This is a genomic window from Ectothiorhodospira magna, assembly GCF_900110965.1.
Classification (GTDB): Bacteria; Pseudomonadota; Gammaproteobacteria; order Ectothiorhodospirales; family Ectothiorhodospiraceae; genus Ectothiorhodospira; species Ectothiorhodospira magna.
In genome coordinates, this window is the sequence record NZ_FOFO01000005.1 from 1 (window position 1) to 22,965 (window position 22,965).

The 22,965-nt window shown below is 62.3% G+C and carries 21 protein-coding genes; 13 read left to right on the plus strand and 8 right to left on the minus strand.

Annotation, left to right across the window (positions count from 1 at the left end; translation table 11 throughout):
* Positions 1 to 596, plus strand: a 596-nt coding sequence (locus tag BMX62_RS02880; protein ID WP_202906189.1) for a transposase, incomplete at its 5' end; no start/stop codon positions are given.
* A 193-nt stretch (positions 597 to 789) separates the two neighbouring features.
* On the opposite strand, the gene aroE is transcribed toward BMX62_RS02880, so the two are convergent.
* Both aroE and hemB read right to left on the minus strand, forming a co-directional pair.
* Complete coding sequence (gene aroE, locus BMX62_RS02885; protein WP_090203887.1) at positions 790 to 1,605, minus strand: shikimate dehydrogenase; 816 nt, start codon at positions 1,603 to 1,605, stop codon at positions 790 to 792.
* A 23-nt stretch (positions 1,606 to 1,628) separates the two neighbouring features.
* Entirely contained in the window at positions 1,629 to 2,630 is a 1,002-nt protein-coding gene (gene hemB / locus BMX62_RS02890) for a porphobilinogen synthase (RefSeq protein WP_090203890.1), read from the minus strand.
* A 137-nt stretch (positions 2,631 to 2,767) separates the two neighbouring features.
* On the opposite strand from hemB, the gene BMX62_RS13225 reads away from it, so the two are divergent.
* Together BMX62_RS13225 and BMX62_RS02900 are read left to right on the plus strand one after the other, a co-directional pair.
* Positions 2,768 to 4,057, plus strand: a complete 1,290-nt coding sequence (locus BMX62_RS13225; RefSeq protein WP_090203893.1) for a methyl-accepting chemotaxis protein — start codon at positions 2,768 to 2,770, stop codon at positions 4,055 to 4,057.
* On the plus strand, positions 4,057 to 4,719 hold the full coding sequence (locus BMX62_RS02900; RefSeq protein WP_090203897.1) for an alpha/beta hydrolase: 663 nt from the start codon (positions 4,057 to 4,059) through the stop codon (positions 4,717 to 4,719). Before BMX62_RS13225 ends, BMX62_RS02900 begins: the two co-directional genes overlap by 1 nt.
* A gap of 6 nt (positions 4,720 to 4,725) precedes the next feature.
* Here BMX62_RS02900 and BMX62_RS02905 read toward each other — a convergent pair whose 3' ends face one another.
* The 4 genes from BMX62_RS02905 to argH all read right to left on the minus strand — a co-directional run bounded on the left by BMX62_RS02905 (position 4,726) and on the right by argH (position 9,978).
* Complete coding sequence (locus BMX62_RS02905) at positions 4,726 to 5,793, minus strand: sensor histidine kinase (RefSeq protein ID WP_238375826.1); 1,068 nt, start codon at positions 5,791 to 5,793, stop codon at positions 4,726 to 4,728.
* Positions 5,794 to 5,859: 66 nt separating this feature from the next.
* Positions 5,860 to 8,004, minus strand: a complete 2,145-nt coding sequence (locus BMX62_RS02910; protein WP_090203900.1) for an exonuclease domain-containing protein — start codon at positions 8,002 to 8,004, stop codon at positions 5,860 to 5,862.
* Between the two features lie 12 nt (positions 8,005 to 8,016).
* The gene (locus tag BMX62_RS02915; protein ID WP_090203904.1) at positions 8,017 to 8,397 is read right to left on the minus strand and encodes a response regulator transcription factor; all 381 of its coding nucleotides are present in this window, start codon (positions 8,395 to 8,397) and stop codon (positions 8,017 to 8,019) included.
* 183 nt (positions 8,398 to 8,580) lie between these two features.
* Positions 8,581 to 9,978, minus strand: a complete 1,398-nt coding sequence (gene argH, locus BMX62_RS02920) for an argininosuccinate lyase (RefSeq protein ID WP_090203908.1) — start codon at positions 9,976 to 9,978, stop codon at positions 8,581 to 8,583.
* 48 nt (positions 9,979 to 10,026) lie between these two features.
* Here argH and BMX62_RS02925 point away from each other — a divergent pair, with 48 nt between their 5' ends.
* From BMX62_RS02925 to BMX62_RS02935, 3 genes are read left to right on the plus strand one after another with little or no spacing between them, the layout of a single operon-like run.
* Positions 10,027 to 11,091 carry a sensor histidine kinase gene (locus tag BMX62_RS02925; RefSeq protein ID WP_090203911.1) on the plus strand — a complete coding sequence of 355 codons (1,065 nt, stop codon included), beginning with the start codon at positions 10,027 to 10,029 and terminating at the stop codon, positions 11,089 to 11,091.
* Positions 11,092 to 11,095: 4 nt separating this feature from the next.
* Complete coding sequence (locus BMX62_RS02930; protein ID WP_274377150.1) at positions 11,096 to 11,515, plus strand: guanyl-specific ribonuclease; 420 nt, start codon at positions 11,096 to 11,098, stop codon at positions 11,513 to 11,515.
* Positions 11,515 to 11,916: a barstar family protein gene (locus BMX62_RS02935; RefSeq protein ID WP_090203917.1), complete on the plus strand. Its 402-nt coding sequence runs from the start codon at positions 11,515 to 11,517 to the stop codon at positions 11,914 to 11,916. Before BMX62_RS02930 ends, BMX62_RS02935 begins: the two co-directional genes overlap by 1 nt.
* Before the next feature lie 9 nt (positions 11,917 to 11,925).
* Here the strand turns inward: BMX62_RS02935 and BMX62_RS02940 are convergent, their stop codons facing one another.
* The gene (locus BMX62_RS02940; RefSeq protein ID WP_090203920.1) at positions 11,926 to 14,310 is read right to left on the minus strand and encodes a sucrose synthase; all 2,385 of its coding nucleotides are present in this window, start codon (positions 14,308 to 14,310) and stop codon (positions 11,926 to 11,928) included.
* An 82-nt stretch (positions 14,311 to 14,392) separates the two neighbouring features.
* On the opposite strand from BMX62_RS02940, the gene BMX62_RS02945 reads away from it, so the two are divergent.
* From BMX62_RS02945 to BMX62_RS02970, 6 genes are all read left to right on the plus strand, one after another.
* Entirely contained in the window at positions 14,393 to 14,899 is a 507-nt protein-coding gene (locus BMX62_RS02945; RefSeq protein ID WP_090204212.1) for a MarR family winged helix-turn-helix transcriptional regulator, read from the plus strand.
* 30 nt (positions 14,900 to 14,929) lie between these two features.
* The gene (locus tag BMX62_RS02950) at positions 14,930 to 16,186 is read left to right on the plus strand and encodes a Zn-dependent hydrolase (protein WP_090203923.1); all 1,257 of its coding nucleotides are present in this window, start codon (positions 14,930 to 14,932) and stop codon (positions 16,184 to 16,186) included.
* On the plus strand, positions 16,183 to 16,923 hold the full coding sequence (locus BMX62_RS02955) for a cysteine hydrolase family protein (RefSeq protein WP_090203926.1): 741 nt from the start codon (positions 16,183 to 16,185) through the stop codon (positions 16,921 to 16,923). The genes BMX62_RS02950 and BMX62_RS02955 overlap by 4 nt, the downstream gene beginning before the upstream one ends.
* Positions 16,924 to 16,992: 69 nt before the next feature.
* Complete coding sequence (locus BMX62_RS02960; protein WP_090203929.1) at positions 16,993 to 18,060, plus strand: aspartate/ornithine carbamoyltransferase family protein; 1,068 nt, start codon at positions 16,993 to 16,995, stop codon at positions 18,058 to 18,060.
* A gap of 71 nt (positions 18,061 to 18,131) precedes the next feature.
* A complete protein-coding gene (gene asnB, locus BMX62_RS02965) occupies positions 18,132 to 20,144 on the plus strand; it encodes an asparagine synthase (glutamine-hydrolyzing) (protein WP_090203931.1) in 2,013 nt (670 codons plus the stop codon).
* 129 nt (positions 20,145 to 20,273) lie between these two features.
* Positions 20,274 to 20,432 carry a hypothetical protein gene (locus BMX62_RS02970; protein WP_420795799.1) on the plus strand — a complete coding sequence of 53 codons (159 nt, stop codon included), beginning with the start codon at positions 20,274 to 20,276 and terminating at the stop codon, positions 20,430 to 20,432.
* Here the strand turns inward: BMX62_RS02970 and BMX62_RS02975 are convergent.
* Positions 20,405 to 21,196: a LysR family transcriptional regulator gene (locus tag BMX62_RS02975; RefSeq protein ID WP_090203935.1), complete on the minus strand. Its 792-nt coding sequence runs from the start codon at positions 21,194 to 21,196 to the stop codon at positions 20,405 to 20,407. The genes BMX62_RS02970 and BMX62_RS02975 overlap by 28 nt on opposite strands.
* 39 nt (positions 21,197 to 21,235) lie before the next feature.
* Between BMX62_RS02975 and BMX62_RS02980 the strand changes: the two genes are divergently transcribed.
* Complete coding sequence (locus tag BMX62_RS02980; protein ID WP_090203938.1) at positions 21,236 to 22,846, plus strand: TonB-dependent receptor domain-containing protein; 1,611 nt, start codon at positions 21,236 to 21,238, stop codon at positions 22,844 to 22,846.
* The last annotated feature ends 119 nt before the right edge of the window (positions 22,847 to 22,965 follow it).

Here is a 22,965-nt window from a genome sequence, read left to right on the forward strand (position 1 = left end):
ACCATGCCGCCAAGGCCAACCAAAGCCCCTATCCCTGGGCGCAGACCATCGTCACCGTGGGACTGCTCAAGTCCGTCCAGGGCCGCTGGGCCTGCGTGCCCCTGGCGTTTGCCTATTTCCTGCGGGCCAAGACCACCGTACTCCAGAACCTCTCCCTGTATGGCAGGCACCTGCGCTACCAGTCCAAGTTCCGCCAGGCCGTGGACATGATCGAGCGCATCAGCCAGGTGTTCACCGACGCCCCGGTGCTGGTGGTGGCCGATAGCTGGTTCGGTAATCAGGGCCTGATGCAGCCCCTGAGGATTGCTCTGGGCAACCGGGCCCATCTACTCTCGCGCCTGCGCGTCAACGCCGTCATGTACGATCTGCCCAAGACCCAACCGGGCAAGGCCGGACGGCCTCGCAAGTATGGGCAGCGCCCAGACCCAGACTCGCACGCCCGAGGCGGTCACCAACCACCTGCATTTTTGCATGATGGCCACCACGCTCACCTGGGTGTACGGCCAGCACCTGGAAAAGGCGCCACCACGCCGTTACGCTACCCAGGAACGGTCCGAATATGCGTTCGCCGACCTGCGCCGTGCCTTGGCGCGTGATCTCAGTAACGAGGGTTTTGGTATCCGTTGCCCGGATTCGCCAAAATCACCACAAAATACCCTGATCTCACGGCTACTGGCGCTCGCAGCGTGAGGGAAATTCGGAAACTTCAGACCTCAATTATCCTCGGTGATAGTGTGTGGATGTATTGCCCGATGCCATGCCCTGATCATGTGGGCGGGCCTGTACGGATCAGGTCTCAGGACGCAGGGCCGCCATCACCGGCCCGGTGTCGGGCTGGCAGCCGCGCCACAGGGCAAAGGCTTCCGCTGCCTGTGCCACCAACATGCCCAGGCCATCCCGGGTCCAGCCGGCCCCCTGGGACTGCCCCCAGCGCACAAAAGCGGTGGGGTTGTCGCCGTACATCATGTCGTAGCACCCCCCTCCGGGGGTGAGCAGACCGTCGGGTAAATCGGGCACCTGATCGTTCAGTCCTGCCGCTGTGCCATTGATCACCAGATCAAAATGACGGCCCTCCAGTCCATCCAGGCCACCACCGGATACCGGTCCCAGGTCAGCAAAGTCCCGGGCCAGGGTTGAGGCTTTCTCCGGGGTGCGGTTGGCCACATGCAGACTGGCAGGATGCTCTGCCAGTAGGGGGGCCAGTACGCCGCGCACCGCCCCCCCGGCTCCCAGCAGCAAAATCCGGGCACCCGCCAGGGTCACACCGGGAACGGCCTGCAGGGCGTTGACCAGTCCCGCCCCATCGGTGTTGTCACCAAACAGCCCGTCTGGCGTCACCTGCAGGGTATTGACCGCCCCGGCCCGGCGGGCCCGCTCACTGAGCCGGTCTGCCACGGCAAAGGCCTGATGCTTGAACGGCACAGTGATGCTAAAGCCCCGATAACCCTGGGCCACCAGACGACGCAGGGTGCCGGCAAAATCGTCCGGTGGCGCCAAAATGGCCTCGTAGACGAGATCCTGACCCGTTTGCCGGGCAAACAGGCTATGAATCTGGGGCGATTTGCTGTGCCCGATGGGGTTGCCAATGACGGCGTAATGATCCATGACAGGGGCTCTCTTTGGAACGATCAGTCCATCCACTCCACCGCCTGACGGGCATAGTAGGTGAGAATGCCATCGGCGCCGGCCCGCTTCATGCAGATCAGGGCTTCCAGCACACAGGCTTTTTCGTTGATCCAGCCGTTCTGACCCGCCGCCTTGAGCATGGCGTACTCGCCGCTTACATGGTAAGCAAAGGTGGGCACACCAAAGGTGTCCTTCACCCGGCGCACGATGTCCAGATAGGGCATGCCGGGCTTGATCATCACCATGTCGGCCCCTTCCTCCAGATCCATGGCCACTTCATGCAGGGCCTCGTCGGAGTTGTGGGGGTCCATCTGGTAGGTGTACTTGTTGCCGGCCCCCAGATTGGCGGCAGAACCCACCGCATCACGGAAGGGCCCGTAGAAGCTGGAGGCGTACTTGGCGGAATAGGCCAGGATGCGGGTATGGATATGACCGCCTTCCTCCAGCACTTCGCGGATGGCGCCGATGCGGCCGTCCATCATGTCGGAAGGGGCCACCACGTCGGCGCCGGCATCGGCATGGGACAGGGCCTGCTGGGTCAGCACGTCCACGGTTTCGTCATTGAGCACGTAGCCGGTGTCGTCGATGAGTCCATCCTGGCCGTGGGTGGTGAAGGGATCCAGGGCCACGTCGGTGATCACGCCCATGTCCGGCACCGCATCCTTGATGGCACGCACGGCATTCTGGGCCAGACCATTGGGATTGTAGGCCTCGGCGGCGTCCTCGCTCTTCTTCTCCATGGGGACCACGGGGAACAGGGCCATGGCGGGAATGCCCATCCGGGCACAGACACGGGCCTCCTCCACCAGCAGGTCGATGGACAGGCGCTCCACCCCCGGCATGGAGGGTACCGCCTCCCGCTCGCCCTTGCCTTCCAGCACGAAGACGGGATAGATGAAATCATCCGGGGTCAGCCGGTTTTCCCGCATAAGACGGCGGGAGAACTCATCCCGCCGCATGCGGCGGGGACGGACCAGGGGATAGTAACCTTTGAACTGGGACATTGATGGCTCCACACTATGATCTGAAGCTGGACGAATCGACCGGGCAAAGCATAACGGATTCATGCCCGTCGGGCACGGCTTCCCTGGTTCTACCGCCTGCACTAGACTGCAGGACAGTCTGAAGCGAGTCACAGCCGATGTCAGAATCCTTAACCTCCGCCGGGGATGACTACGCCGATCGAGGATATCGCCAACTCAGGGATATCGGGCGCCATGTCCTGTTGATCAATCTGGGGGGGGCGCTGACCCTGTTTTTCGGGGTCTGGGCCAGTTACGACGCCGTCAGCCAGTGGAGCGAATACTGGCCCGGCTCCACCGCCCTGCATATGGGGATACTGGCGGCGCTGCTGCTGATGGTCTTCCACGCGCTGACACTGGCCATCGGGCGCTGGCGCTTAAATCGGGTCTGGAAGCGCATCCAGTGTAATTTTCACGACAGCCTGCTGCGCATGGCACGCCTGGAACTCAAATCCGCCGCCATGGCCGAGCTGCTGGACCAAAGTGGCCAGATGGATCACGCCTTCGATGCCAGCTTGCGCACCAGCCTGATGGAAACCAGCACGGCGGCCCAGGACATCATTGGCCGGGTATTCAGTCTGGATCAGGATGCCCAGCAGTTGCTGGGGTATCTGAATCGCGCTGATATGGAAACCGCAGACCTGGAAAGGGATATTCAGGACAGCACCCGGATCATCGAGCGCATCGGCGAATTCATCCGCACCCTGCCGGAGCGACTTCAGGAGGAGCAACAAAAAATGCACCTCATCGTCGACGACATCAGTGAGCTCACCAGTCTGGTGCAGGTGATCAAGGACATCAGCCGGCGCACCAACCTGATTGCCCTCAATGCCGCCATCGAGGCGGCCCGGGCCGGGGCATCCGGGCGGGGGTTTGCCGTGGTCGCGGAGGAAGTGCGGGGTCTGGCCATCCGTTCCACCGAAGCGGTCACCCTGATCGAGGAGGGCATCGGTAAGGCCAACAGCACCGTCCAGTCACAATTTAGCGATAACTATCAACATACCGTGGACGAAGAACTGCACGAGGCCACCAGCCTGGCCAACTCGGTCAGGCGACTGCAGGAAAACTATGAGGATCTGCGCCAGTACCACAAGACCCTGTTCTCCGTGGTCACCCATCACAATACCCGGCTGTCGGATCAGATCGTGGCCCTGCTGGGGGCCATTCAGTTCGAGGATGTCTTGCGTCAACGGATCGAACGGATGCAGGATACCCTGCGCCAGCGTCTGCAGGCCTGGGAACAGGCTGCGGCCCAGTTGCGACAACCGGGCTGCGACGATTGTGGATTGGACCATGACGTGGAAACGCTGCTGACACGTTATCAGGAGGGGGAGCGCCAGCATGCCAGCGCCATCAGTACCCCGTCCGCCGAGGACAATAACAGCGGCCCGAGAATCGAGTTATTCTGATGCCTACCCCTTCCCTGGATACTGTCGTCATCCATACCGGCGACGCCCCCCGATCCTGCATCATCTGGCTGCATGGCCTGGGGGCCGATGGCCATGATTTTGAACCCATCGTACCGGAATTGTCCCTGCCGCCGGATCTTCCGGTGCGCTTTGTCTTTCCCCATGCCCCGGTGCGGCGGGTGACCATCAACAATCACATGCCCATGCGGGCCTGGTATGACTTTCTCAGTCTGGACCCAGGTCGGGGCGAGGATCATGCCCAGGTGGCCGAGGCGGTGTCCCTGATCCAGGCCATGGTGGACACGGCCCGCCAGGATCATGAGCGGGTCTTGCTGGGGGGCTTTTCCCAGGGGGGCGCCGTGGCCCTGCTGGCGGGACTGTCGGAAGGCCCGGCGGTGGACGGCATCTTTGCCCTGTCCACCTACATGCCCGACGCGGATCAGGCCGGGGTGGGTCTGTCCCAACGGGCCCAGGGGATGCCCGTGTTCATGGGCCACGGCAGTCTGGACCCGGTGATCCCGGTGGATTTTGGTCGCCATACCGCCAAACGGCTCGGCAGCCTCGGCGCCGTGGTGCAATGGCATGAATACCCCATGCCCCACAGTGTCTGTGCCGACGAGGTCCGGGATCTGAGCGGCTGGTTCGGCACGCTGCTGGCATAAGCCGCCTCAGTCATCGCTGACCTCGGGAGACCGGGGCACCGGCAGGGTGAACATGAAACGGCTGCCCTGACCAGGCTCGGTCTCCACCCAGATCCGCCCCCCCAGCCGCTGCACGATATTCTTGCAGATGGCCAGCCCCAGGCCGGTGCCCTCCGGCTTGTCGGTGAGGGCATCGCCCACCTGACAGAATTTTTCGAACAGGGTGGGCAGGGCCTCCGCCGGAATCCCTGGGCCATTGTCCTCCACGGCCACCTGTACCCCGCCATCGGCCATGGGTGTCAGGCGCAGCACCACCTGCCCTGTGTCCGGCGGGGTGAATTTTACCGCGTTGGAGAGCAGGTTGATGAGCACCTGCATCAGCCGGTCTCGATCCGTGGGCAGCCAGACCGGCTGTGCCGGCAAGGCCAGGGTCAGATCCACCTTCTTGTCCCGGAACAACTGGCCCATGGCGGCGGCGGCTTCGGTCAGGATTTCCACCAGATCCAGCCGACGGATGTACCAGCGCATGGCCCCGGACTCCAGCTTGGCCAGGTCCAGCACCTGGTTGATCAGCCGGGTCAGACGCTCGCTTTCGCTGATGATGATACCCAGAAACTCCTGGCGCTTTGCCGTCTCCAGGTCAGGATGATCATGGAGGATTTCAGCGAAGGAGCGGATGGAGGTCAGCGGGGTGCGCAGCTCGTGGGTGACGGTGGAGATGAAGTCATCCTTCATCCGGTCCAGTTGCTGCAACTGGGCATTGGCGGCCCGCAGTTCGGCGGTGGCCGCCTCCAGTTCCCGGGACTTGGCCTCCAGTTGCTGACTGTAGGTGATCACCTGGCTGGCCTCGTCGAGGATTTCCATCACGTCCTCCAGTCTGACCACATTTCCCCTGGCCACATTGGACACCATGATCCGGGCCGAGGCGGTGCCGATGGAACCGGCCAGCAGGCGCTCGCACATGAGGATCAACTCACCGTCTGCCTCCCGCATCTGCCCCATGTCCAGACCACGGGCCTGGGCGTATTGCTGGAAAGCCTGCTGTGCCCGTTCTTCCCCCACGAACCGTTTGAGCAGATCCTGCAGAGCCTTCACCGATGTGCTGCCCCCGGGTCAGGCACCGCTCTGTCATCCTCTGGTGGCAGTGGTGGCTTCACGGCCTCACACCCCCACGGCCGACCCATTGCCGTTCTGGTGGCTCAGGGTATGTTCCCGCTGGCGCAACTGGGCCGCCATGTTGGAAGAGCGCATCACCTCGCCAAAGGTCTTGAATCCCTGGGACTGCAGGCGCTCGATCAGACGCACCAGCAGTTCGGCGGTGGCCACCGCATCCCCCAGGGCGGTATGACGCCCCGAGATCTGGATGCCGTAGCGCTCCAGCAGGGCATCCAGGGAATGGTCTTCCTCCTCGTCCTCCACCATCACCGACAGCAGCAGGGTATCCAGCACCGGATTGGGGAAACTGATCCCGCACCGGGTTTCCTTCATGCTGATGAACTTCATGTCGAAGGCTGCATTATGGGCCACCATCACCGCATCCCCCACAAAAGCCTTGAACAAGGGCAACACCTCGGTGATCGGCGGCTTGTCCCGCACCTGATCATCGGTGATACCGTGGAAGCGGATGGAAGCGGTGGGGATGGGGAAGCCCGGATTGATCAGGCGCTCGAAGGTTTCTCCGCTGAGCACCCGGCCCTTGACCACCCGGATACCGGCGATGGAAATGATCTCGTCGCCCCCCACCGGGTCCAGACCGGTCATTTCGCAGTCGAAGACCACGAAGGTCAGATCTTCCAGCAGCACGTCGGCCAGTTCCGGGGTGCCTTCATGCTCGCGCATGATGCCAAAATCGTAGAACTCGGGCCGGGGCGGCAGGCGCTCCCCCTCGGGCAGGAACTGGGGTCGCTTGGGCACGATCAGGGGCAGGCGCAGCAGGGCCTCGCCGGGCAGTCCTGCCTGCTGGCTCCACAACTCGATGCCATGACGGTCCATCACATCCCGCACGGTACGGTGCTCCAGTTCCTCGCCACAGGACATGTCCAGCCACTGATCCAGTTGCTTGGCCGGCACCACCGGTCCCTTCCAGGAAAGATCCAGATAGATGCGCCGATCCCCCAGCAGGGTTTCCACATGGAAGGTGTCGGCACCGGAAAAAACGTGCAACTCCCGTAGCAGGCATTCCAGCACCCGTACCAAGGAAAGACTGTCCCCCTGTACCCACAAAGGCTGGCCCACAGGGACCAGACGCAGTTCAGGCAGGTCATCTTCCAGACGCCGGGCCACGCAACTGATCAGGTCAGCACTGAAAATGTCGGACATGGGCCAGCGTCCCAGGGCATGGCCGCGGAAAATGGCGGCCAGTTCTTCCAGGCGCCGGCTGAGTTGCCGGGCTTCGGCACACATCATCTGCTGGAACCGCTGCCGGTCTTCAGTGGTCATTTGCGGATGGGCGTCCACGGTTTCGGCGGCGGCCCGCAGGCTCCCCACTGCACTTCGCAGTTCCATGGTCAGGGCACGGCGAATGACATCCACATGGGTGATGGCTTCCACATCGGTGGAAATATCCACCAATGTGATCAGATAGGCGCTGGTTTCCCCTCTGGGATCAAGGATCAGGGCCATGCGACCCTGCAGGATACGGGTGGCATCGGTGTTGGTGCAGACGAAGGATTCCGACAAATCCGCCTGGGTTTCGCCCCGGGTACAGCGCCGCCATTCCAGACGATCCAGGGTATGCATCACCGGCGCCCTGGAAACCACCTCGAACAGGGGGCGGCCCAGGCCCACCCGCTCAGGTTCGTTGAGGATGGTGATGGCCGATTGGTTGTAGAGCAGCATCTGGTGATTGCGGTTGCACACCAGCACGCCTTCGGTCAGCCCCTGCAGGATGACTTCCAGCCAGGTTTTCTGCTCGTTGATCTGGGCCGTGGCCGAGGCCATGGCGCTGCGAATTTCCCGCCGGGAGGCCCGCAGGGCCACTGCCAGGGCGCCCACATTGCCCGGCAGGCTGCCCATGGCATGACGGGTGGGCAGGGTGATTTCCGCCTCGGCAGAGCGGGATTCCAGCAGGGCACGAACATCCCGGCTCAACATCCGGGCTGGACGAAACACCAGCCGCCGCAGGGTGAACCAGGTCAGGTATACCGGGATGGCAAAGATCAGGGTTGCCAGCAGGGGTACACCAAACCACTGGGTCGGGATCCCCCCCTGGCGCAGGGTGTCGATGTCCGCCACCACCACCATGCCCAGATAGGCAAACAGGACCAGGGACCAGAGCAGCAATGCGACCAGGGTGCGCTTGTCCACAGGATCAGCACCTCAGTCGCTACTGGTTGGCATGTAGGCACGGACCCGCTCCACCACCTCACGGGTGGAAAAGGGCTTGGTGATGTAGTCATCCGCGCCCATGGCCAACCCCTTTTCCTTCTCGATCTGCCGCCCCTTGGCAGTGAGCATCAGGATACGGATATCCTTCCATTGGGGATTGGCGCGGATGGTCTGGCAGACATCGTAGCCGTCCCGTCGGGGCAGCATGACATCCAGCAAAATCACCTGGGGTGGGTGTTGACGCACGGCTTCCAGTGCGCTTTCGCCATCGCGGGCGATACGCACATCAAATCCGGCCTCCTTCATCAAAAATTCCAACGAGAGAACGATATTGGGTTCATCGTCCACCACCAGCACGGATTGGTGCGTCATCTCATCCTCCTCCTGCGTATCATTTTTTTGAATCCGGCTCACGGGCCAGTTTCAATAATGCCTTTTTAACCTATGGCTATAAACCCAAAATAACACAGGCGAACGAGGGCGTCATGACGCGTCTGCGTCATGCCCTCTGGCAGGGAGGGCATGACGGCATGGACTTGGAAAAATCACCGAAAATCAGTCCCTGGCCAGCCGGTCCCTGGCGCTGGCGATTCGTAGCCGAACCTGCCGGGGGGCGGTGCCGCCGTGGAGGTCACGGGCAGCCAGGGAGCCTTCCAGGGTCAGCACGTCATGGACATCCGCCTCGATGATGTCGGCAAACCCCTGCAGTTCTTCCAGGGGCATGTCTGCCAGGTCCCGGCCTGTCTCTACCCCCCGGCGCACCGCCCGCCCCACCACTTCATGGGCATCCCGGAACGGCATGCCCTTGCGGACCAGATAGTCGGCCAGATCGGTGGCGGTGGCAAACCCGCGGCGGGTGGCGGCGGCCATGGCATCGGCCCGCACCTGGATATGGGGCACCATGTCGGCAAAGGCCCGCAGGCTGCCAGCCAGGGTGTCGATGGTATCGAACAGGGGTTCCTTGTCTTCCTGATTGTCCTTGTTGTAGGCCAGGGGCTGGGCTTTCATCAGGGTCAGCAGGGCGATCAGGTTGCCATTGACCCGGCCACTTTTGCCCCGTACCAGTTCGGGCACATCGGGATTTTTTTTCTGGGGCATGATGGAAGAGCCGGTGCAGAACCGGTCTGGCAGATCCACGAAACCGAACTGGGCACTGGCCCAGAGGATCAATTCCTCGGAAAAACGGGACAGATGGGTCATGATCAGGGCGCCAGCGGCACAGAACTCGATGGCAAAATCCCGGTCACTGACCGCATCCAGGGAGTTGTCGGTGATCCGCTCAAACCCCAGCAGTTCGGCGGTGTAGTGGCGATCCAGGGGGTAGGGGGTGCCGGCCAGGGCAGCAGAACCCAGGGGCAGCACATTGACCCGCCGGCGGCAATCCACCAGACGGTCATGGTCCCGCTCCAGCATCTCGAACCAGGCCATCATGTGATGGCCGAAGGTCACCGGCTGGGCGGTCTGCAAATGGGTAAAGCCGGGCATGACCGTCTCGGCCTCACGTTCTGCCAGATCCAGCAATCCCTGCTGCAGACGCCGGATTTCCAGCAACAGATGATCAATGGCCTCCCGCAGGTAGAGGCGGATGTCCGTGGCCACCTGATCATTGCGGGAACGGCCTGTGTGCAGCTTCTTGCCCACATCACCAATGCGCTCGATCAGCCGGGCTTCCACGTTCATGTGGACATCCTCCAGGCTCACGGACCACTCAAACGCTCCCCGCTCCACCTGGGCCAGGATGTCTTCCAGACCCTCTACGATGCGTTGACATTCCTCTGTTGTCAGCACGCCGACCTTGGCCAGCATCCGGGCATGGGCACAGGAACCCTGAATATCATGCCGGTACAGGCGGCGATCAAAGGCCACCGAGGCGGTGAATGCCTCCACGAAGCTGTCGGTAGGCTCGGAAAAACGGCCACCCCAGAGTTTGTCTTGTGATGCTTTGGTCTGCATATCCGCCTCTTTGAACGCTGGTCCACAGTATAAGATAATGCGTATCCCATGCGCAGACCCTCCTTGTCTACCGGCACCGGCAGTCCCACCACCGTGACCGGTTTTTTGCCCGATTTTGGTCGTCGTCAGACCCTATTGCTGGTGATCCTCAGCGGACAGGTGCTGGCTTTTCTGCTGGCCCTGGCCTCCAGCACCGATGGAACCGGCCTGTGGATCAACCTGCTGCTGATTTCCCTGTTTGTACACACTGTTGCCCTGAGTATGGTGTGGCTGCTGTGCTGGCTACGTCCCTGGCTGGCTACCCTGGCTGATCTGCTGGCGGCGGTGGCCACCTGGGGGATCATGGTTGCCATCACTGGTCTGTTTACCCTGCTGACGTTATGGCTTGACCAGTACACCGGCTGGGTCTTGTCCCGTTCCGGGCTGTCGGCGGAAGGATTCCTGTTACGCACCCTGGGCATCAGTGCCATCGTCAGTGCGGTTGCCCTGCGTTATCTGTATGTGCAAAAACAATGGCAGAACAACGTCAAAGCCGAGGCGCGATCCCGGGTTCAAGCGTTGCAGGCGCGGATTCGCCCCCATTTTCTGTTCAACTGCATGAACACCATTGCCAGCCTCACCCGTACCCGCCCGGAAGTGGCGGAAGCCACCGTGATGGATCTGGCCGACCTGTTCCGGGCCACATTGTCCACCAGGGACATGGTCACCCTGGAAGAGGACATTGCACTGACTCAAAATTACCTGCGTATCGAGGCATTGCGACTGGGGGAGCGGCTGCGTGTGGAATGGCAGGTGGCATCAACGGTACCCCTGCACGGTCCGGTTCCCAGCCTGACCCTGCAACCCCTGCTGGAAAATGCGGTTTATCATGGCATCGAACCCCTCACCGAGGGTGGGGTGATACGGGTACACATCAAGGAGATGGGAGACCGGCTGTATATCAGCATCGAAAACCCCATGCCACCAGAGCAGGAACGCCGTCGGCGGCCAGGCAATCGTCTGGCCCAGGACAACATCCGCCAGCGACTGGCCCTGGCTTACCGGGGGCGGGCGCAGATGACCACCCATCAGGCCCCGGATCGCTACCGGGTAGACATAACTTTGCCGAGATGAATTGATGAAACGATCAGTCACATTACTCTTTACCCTGCTCATGGTCCTGATGACGGGACTTACCGGATGTTTTTCCCCGTCGGATTCCGAACCGGGAGGGCAGGTTGGGGCAGATGCTGCCCTGATCGTGAAGGATGTGCGGGTCCATGACCTGGATGGCCGCCTGGCGTTTCAGGGGGATGTGGATCTGGCGCCGGAGCTGGCCCGCATCGAGCGCGGCGAGCGCGACCCCCATCGCAATGACGGCAGCGTGTTCCAGAACCGGGAAGGCAGGCTGCCGGCCAGGGAAAGGGGCTATTACCGGGAATATGTGGTGAGAACCCCCGGTATCCGGCATGCGGGACCCCAGCGCCTGGTGATCGGCCAGGAAGGGGAGGTTTACTATACGGCGGACCATTACCGGACGTTTACAAGGATACGCTGATGCAGCCCGAAGCGATTGTCGAGGCCGTCCTGCACGGCACATACCCCATCATCGAAGCCCCCCTGGAGGGAGAGCTGGAGGCCCTGATCAAGACCCTTCAGGACCGGGGCCTGCAGGTGGTGTGGGTGGACCGGGCGCCGGTGTTCGACAAGGACACCCTGCTGCATGCTCTCTATCAGAGCTGCGGCCTGCCCGCCTGGTTTGGTTTCAACTGGGATGCCCTGGCCGATACCCTCGGCGATGACGAGATCCATGAGGCAAAGTCGGTGGTCCTGGTATTCGGGCACTTCTCCCTTCTCCGGCAGAGAAGCCCCGACACCTGCGACACCTTCCTGGACATTCTGACGGAAGCCACCGACCTGCCCCACGGCTGGGTCAGGCAGGCATTGCTGCTGAACTGACCGGCAAGCTCACCCCTCCAGCCGGGCCGCCAGGGGCCGGTACTGGAGGGCGTGGAACATCTCCAGGTAGCGCCGGGTCTCCGCCCGCTCCAGGTTGGTGACGTATTTCCAGAAGCCGTAGATCCGCGACAGGGTCATCATGCGCTCAGCATAGCGTTGCCAGGTATAGCGTGCCTCCACCCGGCGCATGCCGGCCTCGGAGATCCGCGCCCAGTGGTTGGGGTCTTCGGCGCAGCGCTGGAAGAACGCCATCAGGATCCGGGCCGCCTCGTCGCCGTGGTTGGGATCGATGTGGTAGCCGGAACGGCCGTGCTCGATGATCTCCAGGGGACCGCCATAGAGGGTGGCGAAGGTGGGCAGACCGGACACCATGGCCTCGATCACCGTCAGGCCGAAGGCCTCGAACAGGGCCGGTTGCACGAACACCCCCTTGCGGTCGGCGATGAAGCGATACAACTCACCGGACAGCACCTTGTCCAGACGCACCCCCAGCCAGCGCACCTGCCCATCCAGGCCGTGTTCGTCGAACAGGTGATGCATGTGGCCGATCTGTTCCTGCTCTTCCCGATCCGACGAGCGTGAACCGTCCACATAGCCGGCGATCACCACCAGGTTGGCCTGCTCCCGCAGCTCGGGGCTGTTGGCGTACCAGGACACCAGCCCGGTGATGTTCTTGATGCGATCCAGTCGGGCCATGGTGAAAATCACCGGCTTGTCCGGGTCCGCCAACACCCCGCGCCCTTCCGGATGAGGACCGCCGAAGAGCATCTCCTCCAGCTCCTCATGCAGGCCCCGGATGCGTCGCTCGGTGTCCTGATAGGAGAAGTAGACCTCCGCGTCCGCCCCCGGCGAGACGATATTGAACCGAGGGTCGAAGACATCCACCCCCTTCACCACCCGGTACAGGTCCGGCAGGGTGAAGGCGTCGTAACTCTCGTACTGGCCGATGGCGTGGTCGGTACCAGCGATCTCCTGATAAGTGCTGGTGATGATGAAGTCCGCCGCGTTCATGGCGATCAGGTCGGCGGTGAACTGGCAGGAGAAGTGATACTGGTCCTCGTTGTCCTTCCAGTACAGGTCCGAGTAGAGGTACTTGGTCTTTTCCAGGGCGTGGGCGATGTTGCACTGGGTGACCTGCATGCGCGCGGACAGCAGGGTGGCCACCAGGTTGCCGTCGGAGTAGTTGCCCACGATCAGGTCGGGACGCCCCCCCAGTTCCGCCTTGACCCGGGTCTCCACATCATCGGCATAGCGCTCCAGATAGGGCCAGATCTCAAAGCGGGAGATCCACTGGGACACCACCTCGCCGTCCCGGTTGCGAAAGGGCACCCGCAGGATTTTGGCATTCTGGGTGCCGGAGATGGCCTCCTCCGGCTGATCGCAAGTGGTGCCCCGGGCCTCGGGAATCAGCCGGGTCATCACCAGGATGCGGGGCTGGATGTCCAGCCCCTGTTCCTTCAGGCGGCGGTGCATCTCCCGCTCCAGGGCACGCACTTGGTCGAGGATGTAAACCACCTGCCCCCCGGTGTCCGGCAATCCCAGCACGTTGGCCTGACCGAAGAAACCGTGGGGCGACAGGATCAGCATGCTGAAGATCATGGGGATGCGGGCCAAAAACCGCTCCAGGGTCTCCGGCGACGGCGCTTCCAGCAGATCCGACAGCAGTCGCAGACTTTCCAGCACTCGCCCTACATCCTTGCCCCAGCCGGGTTCCAGGCCCAGATCCTGCAAGGCGTGGGCCACATCTGCCCAGGGGGTGTCGGGGCTGTGGGTCCGCAACCGTTTTTCGGCGGCGCGAATGGCGGAGCGCAGGGCGTCCACGTCCCGCAGCCGGTCGTTGACCATCAGTTGCTGGCCGTTGCTGCGGTGCTCGCGCAAAAACAGGAACAGCTTGTGCAGCCCCACCCCATCCCGGTCGAAGAGCTGGCTGGAGAGCTTGCGATTGAGGAATTCCAGACCACGGCCAATGGAGCGGGATTCACGCATGCTGGGGAAATTGCGCTGAAAAGCGCCGATATCAAACTCCAGGGGCTTGTCATGGCATTGCCGGGGACTGACCAGATGTTCCTTGAGGGCCAGGAATTCACTGACGGTCAATGGCTCCACCGCCAGTTCATCGGCATGGATGCGCAGATACCACCAGCGCCCTACCCTGGGGCGCACCGACAGGCACACCCAGGGGGCGGCAATGATGGCCTCCTGAACATCTTCCACCAGTTGCACCAATGGGCTATGTGTCGGCGGTGGCTCGGGATGTTCTGACACCAGTGCCTGATATTCATCCTGCAGGTCGGAACGCAACACGAAGGCGCGCCCCATGCCCTGAAACCGCCGCAGCAGCAGGTAAGAAAATTCCCGGTGGGTCGTGATGTCGTTGCGCAGGGATTCCAGCATACGTGCCCCCTTCTGATTTGTGTCATTCGGTGGAGTGATGTTATTGTACAAAAACACTTTGTGCAAAAAGATCGCCTTGGCCATGGTGCAAACCGACCCTTCTGTCCCCTTTTCCCCGACTGGCAACGATGAGCGGGTCCAGCGGGTCATCCAGCATTTGCGGGTGCTGTTTCGTTCCCTGCAGGCCCATTCCCGGCGCATCAGCACCGATTGCGGGGTCAGTGCCGCCCAGCTCTGGGCCCTGTGGGAAATGCACCTGGAACCGGGTCTGAACGTGAGCGATCTGTCCCAGCGCCTGTCCATCCATGCCTCCACCGCCTCCAACCTGCTGGATAAACTGGAATCCAGAGGGTTGATGGAGCGCCGTCGGACGGGCAGGGATCAGCGGGTGGTCAGCCTGTATCTGACTGCCGACGGACAGGCATTGCTGGATCATGCCCCCGCCCCGGCCCAGGGCGCCCTGAACCGGGCCCTGCGGACCATGCCGGCGGCGGAACTGGCCCGTCTGGAAGCCGGCCTGGGCCTGCTGCTGGATGCCATGGAGGCCCGCGACCACCAGGCCGCCCTGCGTCCCATCGCCGACGACTGATCCCCCGACACCCTTTTCCGGGAGTGCCCCATGACCCATGCCCATATCAATTTCCAGCGCTTGCAGCAGGATATTCAGGAGCTTTCCGCCATTGGCCGGGATGCCGACCGGGGCATCCATCGCATGGCCTTCAGCGAGGGGGATCTGGCCGGGCGACGCTGGTTCAAGGAACGTATCCTGGCCGCCGATCTGGATTTTTATGAGGACGGCGCCGCCAATCTGCACGGTCGCCTGGACTGGGACGGCAGTCGCCCCAGCGTGATGATGGGCTCTCATCTGGATACGGTACCCGGCGGCGGCCCCCTGGACGGCGCCCTCGGGGTGCTGGTGGGGCTGGAGGTGTTGCGCACGGTCAAGGAATCCGGCATCACCCTGCGTCATCCCCTGGAAGTGGTGAACTTCACCGACGAGGAGGGGCGCTTCGGCGGTCTGTTCGGCTCCCAGGCCATGGCCGGCCAGCTCAGTCCAGCCCAGGTCCACAATGCCCGGGATCTGGACGGCATCAGCCTCACCGAGGCCATGGCGGCCTGGGGCCTGGATGCCAATGCCGCCCTGTTCGCCCGCCGCTCCAAGGAATCCATTCACGCCTATCTGGAACTGCACATCGAGCAGGGACCGGTGCTGGATCGGGGCGATATCAGCGTTGGCGTGGTGGAGGCCATCACCGGTCTGTTCAAGTGGGAGATCCAGCTCAAGGGTCAGACCAATCATGCGGGCACCACCCCCATGGACATGCGCAACGACACCTTTCAGGGGCTGGCGGAATTTGCCAGTGAGATTGGCCGTATCCTGGAAGAGCACGGCAGCCCCCACAGCCGGGCCACCATTGGCCGGGTGGAACTGCGCCCCGGTGCCGCCAATACAGTGCCCGGCCATACCACCTTTTCCCTGGATGTGCGGGACACGGACCCGGACACCCTCAAGGGGCTGTCCGATGCCTTCCGCCGCACTCTATCCGCCATGGCCCGGCGCCGGGGACTGATGTTTGAATTCGAGGTGCTCTCGGAACTGCCACCCCAGCGCTGTGATCCGGGCCTGGTGCAGTTGCTGTCGGAGAAGGCGGATGCCCTGGGCTTTGCCCATCTGCGCCTGCCCAGCGGCGCCGCTCATGATGCCCAGATCATGTCTGGTATCGCCCGCACCGGCATGGTGTTCGTGCCCAGCCTGGAAGGACGCAGCCATTCCCCCGCCGAGTGGACCAATTGGGAAGACATTGAACGGGGCGCCAACCTCATGCTGCAGGCAGTGCTGTCGCTGGCGGCCCAGGATAAAGAGACATTGCGATGAACAAAGACACTTCTGGCCGTGATCCGGTCTACGACAATATCGACCCGCTGCGGGAGCAGTACCGGGAAACCCTGATCACCAACCGGGCCCTGAACCGGGCCTTGATCTCCCATCATGCGGCCCTGCTGTGCATTGATCTGCAGTACCTGGATGCAGCCCGAGGCTGGGGGGTGTTCGCCGATGCCGAGCGCTCCGGCCTGCCGCCGGCAGCCCAGGATTACTACTTCGACCGCCTGGACCGCCTGGTGCTACCCAACGTGCGCCGGCTGCAGGATGGTTTCCGGTCCCTGGGCCTGGAGGTGATCCATACCCGCATCCAGTCCCTGACCCGGGACGGACGTGACCGGGGGCCGGGACACAAGCGTCTGGGTCTGCATGCCGCGCCCGGCTCCAAGGAAGCGGAGTTTCTGGAGACCGTGGCACCCCAGGGAGACGAGATCATCATCAACAAGACCGCCAGCGGGGTGTTCACCGCCACCAACCTGGAATATGTGCTGCGCAACCTGGAGGTGACGGCATTGTTCGTGGTGGGGGTCTACAGCAACGAGTGCGTCTCCACCGCCATCCGCGATGCCTGCGACCTGGGTTTCTACGTCACCCTGATCGAGGACGCCGTGGCCACCGTGACCCCGGAACTGGATCGGGCCACGATCCTCACCATGAAGGACCGCTATGCCCGGGTGATGAGCACGGAGCAGGCGCTGGCGGAAATTTCCAAGGTGGAAGGGGCCGCCTGAGATGGCCATGCCTTCCCCCCTCGCCCCTCGGGAGGGGGGCTTTCAAGACCCATCAGGAGATACACAACCATGGTAGTCGACGCCCAGCTGCAAAAGCCGCTCAGACCCAAGGACGGCACCGCCGGCATCGAGCGCCCCAAGGCGCTCATGGACAGCATCGCCGAAGACCCCCGGCATCTGGTGGCCCTGTCCAGTCGCCATGTGGTGTCCTCGCGCCAGTTCGACCGGGATACCCTCACCCAACTGTTCCGCCTGGCGGCCCAGTACGAGAGCACCCCGGCGCTGATGCACCTGCCCCTGCAGGGCAAGATCCTCATCAGCGCCTTCTACGAGCCCAGCACCCGCACCCGGCTCTCCTTCGAGAGCGCCTGGCACCGGCTGGGGGGCGACATCATGTCCATCACCGATCCCAAGAGCACGGGCATGGCCAAGGGAGAATCCCTGCCGGACATCGCCGAGATGTTCAACAACTATGGTGACGTGATCGTCCTGCGCAGCAACCAGGACCGGGCCATCTACGAGATGCTCGACACCCTGCGCATCCCCATCGTCAATGCCGGCAACGGCATCGACGAGCATCCCACCCAGGCCATGGCGGACCTGTACACCATCTTCAAATGGCGACCGGAACTGCTGGACCCGGAACTGCCGGCGAACCGGCGGGTTCGGGTGGGCATCATCGGCGTCCCCAACCGCATGCGGACCGTGCGCAGCCTGCTGCTGTTGCTGGCCCGGTTCTCCAGCGCCTTTAGCGAGGTGGTGATCCTCACCGACGAGGCCCAGCCCTTTGATCCGGGTCAACAGGAAGAACTGGCCGAACAGGGCCTGTCGGTGCGGGTGGCCCAGCACCTGAACGCCGAACTGCCGGGGCTGGATGTGGTGTATATCAACGCCATTGCCTGGGTGGGTGACAGCTACGAGGCCATGGGCGCGGACCTCAAGCTCTCCACCGCCTCGCCCCTCAAGCAGGAGGCCATCATCCTGCATCCCCTGGCGCGGGGGGAGGAGCTGTCCACGGATCTGGACGGCACCCCCCACAACTGGTACTTCGCCCAGGCCCGGGGGGCGGTGTTCATCCGCATGGCCCTGCTCACCTGCATCGTCCGTCGCATCAGCGAAGTGATGGACACCCCCTGATCCCGCCTTCCCGTGGGGGCCATCTGGCCCCCACGCCGACCTGGCATTCATTATTTCCAAGGAGTTGCCCTATGTGTGGTATCGCCGGCGTCATTCATGCCGACCCGCAAAAGCCCGTTGACCCCATGAATCTGGTGGCCATGGCCGCCATCCAGCACCATCGCGGCCCCGATGGTTTTGGTTACAAGGTCCAGGACGACCGGGGGGTGGGTTTTTCCCATGCCCGCCTGACCATCATCGACCTGGACGAAAACCGGGGCCGCCAGCCCTTCCTGTCCGATGACGGCAACCTGATGCTGGCGGTCAACGGTGAACTCTACGACTACAAGCGCATCCGTACCGACCTCACCTCCCGAGGGGCCAAATTCCGCACCAAAAGCGATTCCGAGATGGTGCTGCACCTGTATCGGGGCCAGGGTCTGGAAGACATGCTGCCCCAACTGCGGGGTGAGTTCGCCATCGCCCTCTATGATCGCCAGCGGGACCGCCTGATGCTGATCCGCGACCGCTTCGGCGTCAAACCCCTGTACTGGACCGAGGTCAACGGCAGCGTGGTGTTCGGTTCCGAACTGAAGGTGCTGTTTGCCCATCCGGACGTGCCGCGCCGGTTCGAGTCCCGGGGCCTGTATCACCAGCTGATGCAGACCATGGTCCCCGGCAGTACCGCTTTTGAGGGCATCCATCAGGTCAAGCCCGGACACGTGGTCACCATCGAGCGTCGTCACGGCAAGTTCCAGATCCGCGACGACCGCTACTGGGACATGGACTTTCCCCTGCTGTCGGAGCGGGGCGAGGAAAAGGACGAGGGGTTCTACATCGAAGGCATCCGGGAAAAGCTCATGGAGGCGGTGCAGTTACGCCTGGAGGCGGACGTGCCGGTGGCCTGCTATCTCTCCGGTGGCATCGACTCCTGCATCACCCTGGGCCTGTCGGCCGCCCACCAGCAGTCGGCGGTCAAAGCCTTCACCATCGGCTTCGACAACGCCGACTACGACGAGACCGCCATTGCCCAGGAGATGGCCCGCAGCGTGGGGGCAGACCAGGACATCATGCGCCTGGATGCCAGTCATCTTTACGACAATCTGGTGGAAACCCTCTGGCACGCGGAACGCACCATCTACAACACCCTGGGGGTGGCCAAGCTCCTGATGAGCCGCCATGTGAACCGGGCCGGCTACCGGGTGGTGGTCACCGGGGAGGGTTCCGACGAGCTGTTTGCCGGCTACCCCTCCTTCCGTCGGGACATGTTCCTGCATGGCCTGGACACCCTGTCTCCGGCGGAGCGGGCCAGTTGGGAACAGCTGCTGGCGGAGAGCAACCAGCTCTTCAAGGGCGCCATGCTGGCGGAAAACGAACTGCATGACCCAGCTCTGGATGCCCTGGTGGGCTTCACCCCGTCCTGTCTGCAGCCCTGGCTGGCCAGCGCCGCCCATGCCCCGGGCCTGATGGCCGTCCATCACCGGGATGCGGTCCGGGGTTACGAGCCGGGCCGCGCCATTGCCGAGGCCCTGGACGGCGACATGATCGAAGGCCGCCATCCCCTGGACAAGGCCCAGTACGTCTGGATCAAGACCATGCTGGAAGGTCAGATCCTCACCTGGGGCGGTGACCGGGTGGACATGGCCAATTCCATGGAAGCCAGGCCGCCGTTCCTGGACCATCATCTGGCGGATCTGGCAGTGCACCTGCCGCCGTCCATGCGCATCAAGGGCCGGACCGAGAAGTACGTGCTGCGGGAGGCCATGAAGGGACTGCTGCCCAAGGTGCTGTATGAGCGCGAGAAGTTCGCCTTCATGGCCCCGCCGGCCCACACGGACCCGAAGAAGTGGGCGGCGATGAAGGCCCTGGCGGACCAGTACCTGTCGGATCAGGCCATCCAGGACGCGGGCCTGCTGGACCCGGCTGGCGTGAAGGCCCTGTTCGCCCTGCATGAGGATCCCGAGACTTCTGCCTCCACCCAAGTGCAGCTGGATGCGGTGATCAATCACATGATCGGGGTGCAGGTGTTGCACAGCCACTTCGTGGCCCAGGACATCCCCGCCCTGGCCCGACGCCGGGCCGAGGCGCTGGGCTGGAGGGTCTGATCAGGGCATCTCCCCCGGGAGAAGGACCGGGGATGAGGCCCCACTGCCGTCACTCCCGCGAAAGCGGGAGTCCGGAACTTCCGGGCCGGGCTGGGACGCATCAAGACCCTGCCCATCAAGCAGTGGGAGGTGGGACGGGAGTTCCTGCGACGGGTGAAGCAGACCTTTGATGCCGAGGGCGTGGAAATCCCCTTCCCCCATCGGACCTTGTACTTCGGTGCCGCCAGCCGGCCGGAGCTGGCGCAGATTCTCAATGAAGATCACAGCCGCCAGCGCACAGGCAGTTGAGATTTCATGTGCGCCGTCAGGCATTCCACTGACTTGGACCTTAAGCCGGATCGGACCAGCATGAACAGATCCGTGGGCATGATTTCCCAGTCCGCCAGTATCCGGGCCAGTCTGCCTCGCATGATCCCGTGCCTGGGACATTCAGCAACCCAGGCCGGCAACATCCCGACGCCATATCCCCGTGCAATGCCATCGGCCAGGGTCTGCAGGGAATTAACCCGCAACCGGGCATGGGGATTGATGTACCGGGAATGCCCGGAATCCCTGTGGCGCAGATGGATGGCTTCCGATTCACCGGTCAGCTCTATCCAGGCGCAACGCTCTATCTGATCCGGATCCTCAAGGTGACAGCAGCATGCATCCGGGTCGCTGGCGGCGTAGAGACGACGCTGCCAGCGACCCAGAGGCTGACAGGCCAACCCATGGGCCTGAACCTGGCCGCAGGCCAGCCAGACATCCACCTCATCAAGCGGCGGTTGAGCGCCCGGTAGCAGCACCCTGGCTTCCAGGGAATATTCCGGATAACGGGCCAGGAAATCGTTCATCACCCAGATCGCCCATCCCCAGGCCATTTCATGGCTGATCCAGACACACAGATTGCGGCGCCTGTCACTGGACAGGGATTGCGCCGCCTCGCGTGCCTCCTCGGACAGCGAAAGAATTCTTTCCCCATAGTCCGCATAGCACTGACCCACCTCGGAAAGGCTCAGCCGGCCCCCTGACTGGCGGGTGAGCCGCAACCCCAGATCCTGTTCCAGCATCATGGTGGTATCGGCTCACTGGATCCCGATCTGCTGAAACGGGTGGAAGTGCTGGCCGGCCCGGGGGCTGACCGGGGGGCCGGAGCGCTGGGAGGGGCAATACGATTCGAGACCGTCGATGCGCAGGATCTGCTGTCCCCTGATCAGCAGTCAGGTGCAATGATAAGGGCAGGCTATTACACCGCTGACCGCTCCGATCACGGTGCCGCAACCGCATATACCCGGCTGGGCAGTCACAGTGGATTGATGGCTCATATCAAGGGCGTCAATCGCGAAGATTATGAAACTGGCGGAGGCGACAGGGTACACGGCTCCGCGGGGCGGGATCGCCATTACTTTATCAAGTTCAGCCTTCTGGAAAATGAAGGTCATTCACTCCGGCTAAGTGCTGAAAGAAGCCGAAACAGTGGGCTCTATCGCTGGGGAGCGGGTGATACCGCATATAACCCGGACGCACCACTTGAGTATCAAGTCAACGACAGGGATGCCTACGTAGTTAACTATCGATATCACGCACCGTACACACCTCTGATTAATCTATCATTGAATTTTTTCAATAATGAAAACGCCTTGAACAATCAGACTAGAAACAATGAAACCACCAGTACCGGAAAAGGTTTTGAACTGAGAAACAATGCCGTTATCGACTGGATTTCAAGCACACACAATCTGGTAACAGGCATCGACTATTACACGGAAGATGGAAAGATCTACAACAATGGCGAACGCCAGGGACACAGAAACAACCTGAACAACCTGGGCTTGTTCATTCAGGACCATGTCTATATCGGCAGACTGACACTCTCCGGCGGAGCAAGGTTTGACCGTTATGAAACCGACTACGGCCGCATCGCAATCAGTGGCAACGAAATCTCCCCCAATGCAGGTATCGAAGTCAACATTGGCAAGGGCTGGAGTACGTTTGCCAACTACGGAGAAGCGGTGCGCAGTACCGGCGTCATACCCATCGGCTGGCTGGCATCAGCCGTGGACACACCCACATTCAATGCACAAGCCGGCAAACGCAGTTTCGGTCGAAGTTTCAGACCGGAAAGCTCACAGCAGAAGGAAGCCGGCTTTCGCTATCAGGCACGGGGCCTGATTCACGATGCCGATCGTTTCGATGCCTCCCTGACCTATTTTCATAATGACATTGACAATCTGATCGTTCAGATAGGTGGTAGCCGCGGCCAGCCAGTCACGGGTTTTTATAACGATGACCGGGTCACCAGCAAGGGGTGGGAAGCCAGGACCTCCTGGCAGAGCGGTCGTTATCAGACAACCCTTTCATACCTGCATGCCAAAACGGTGGATCAGAACGGTGACCGGATCACAACCATTCGGCGCGTGGGTAGCAATACCGGCGATCGACTGGTCTGGGATCATGTCTGGCGAATCGACAAAAATATGACCATGGGGTACACCCTCGTCGCCCAGGCAGGACTGGAAGACGGTGAGATTGACCGTTCCGGCCATACACTCCATCACGTACAGGCCCAATGGCAGCCTGTAAGCATACCTGCATTATCACTATCGCTGGCAGTGAGAAACCTGTTTGATCGCAGCTATAGCGAACAGACCACCATCGGGGATGACGGCGCCACGCTGGAACCGGGGCGAGACATCAGAATGATGGCCCGTTATCAGTTCTGACATTCACTCCTTCAGGGATGTACTGAATCTTTAATTCCTGCTCAGCAGGATTCCAATGATCAGTCACAAGCCCGTGCCTCCCGCTTTCAAGGGGGGGCACGGCCGGGGCTTGCCCCGTA